This window comes from Polaromonas sp. P4_H1 (genome assembly GCF_056400945.1).
The window spans coordinates 1-574 of sequence record NZ_JBFUKG010000108.1 but is presented as its reverse complement, the minus strand read 5'-3'; the positions used below and the strand labels follow the sequence as shown (position 1 = coordinate 574).

The window sequence follows — 574 nt, the reverse complement described above, 5'->3', positions numbered from 1 at the left end:
TTCACGGAGATCGCCGCCGATCTCGTCGCCCGGAATATCTGGGTTGGACACATGATCGATCCCAGAAAAACGTAGCTGCGTCGCACCATTCGCGCGCTGCTGATGTTGCAACGCCAGAGATCAAATCTCGGCATATCTCTTCGAGCAAATCGGTATGCGTCGGGCCGTCTGCTTTGGGCTAAGCGTGAGTCAGCGCTATGCTGCAAGCAACGGAGACTGGAATGTCAGATGCAGGGCCCACGCCCGGTTCACAGGTGGATTGGCGGCACGATGTGTTCCGCATCCTGAAGGAGGCCGACGTCAAGCACATCGTCTATGTGCCCGATGCCGGACACTCCACGGCGATCCGTCTCGCCGACGAGGACAATGCGATCAATTCCGTTGTGCTGACGACCGAGGAAGAAGGTATCGGCTATCTCGCAGGCGCCTGGCTCGGCGGCGAGCGCGGCGCGCTGCTGATGCAGTCGAGCGGCGTCGGCAACTGTATCAACACGCTGGCGCTGCAGGCCTGCACGCGCTTCCCGCTTCTGATGGTCGTGACCATGCGCGGCGACTGGGCGGAGTTCAATGCGTG

The 574-nt window shown here is 61.0% G+C and carries 1 protein-coding gene; it reads left to right on the top strand.

Annotation, left to right across the window (positions count from 1 at the left end; genetic code table 11):
* Nucleotides 1-221 precede the first annotated feature (221 nt).
* Nucleotides 222-574, top strand: a 353-nt coding sequence (locus tag AC1DS5_RS25365) for a thiamine pyrophosphate-binding protein (protein ID WP_477721005.1), incomplete at its 3' end; no start/stop codon positions are given.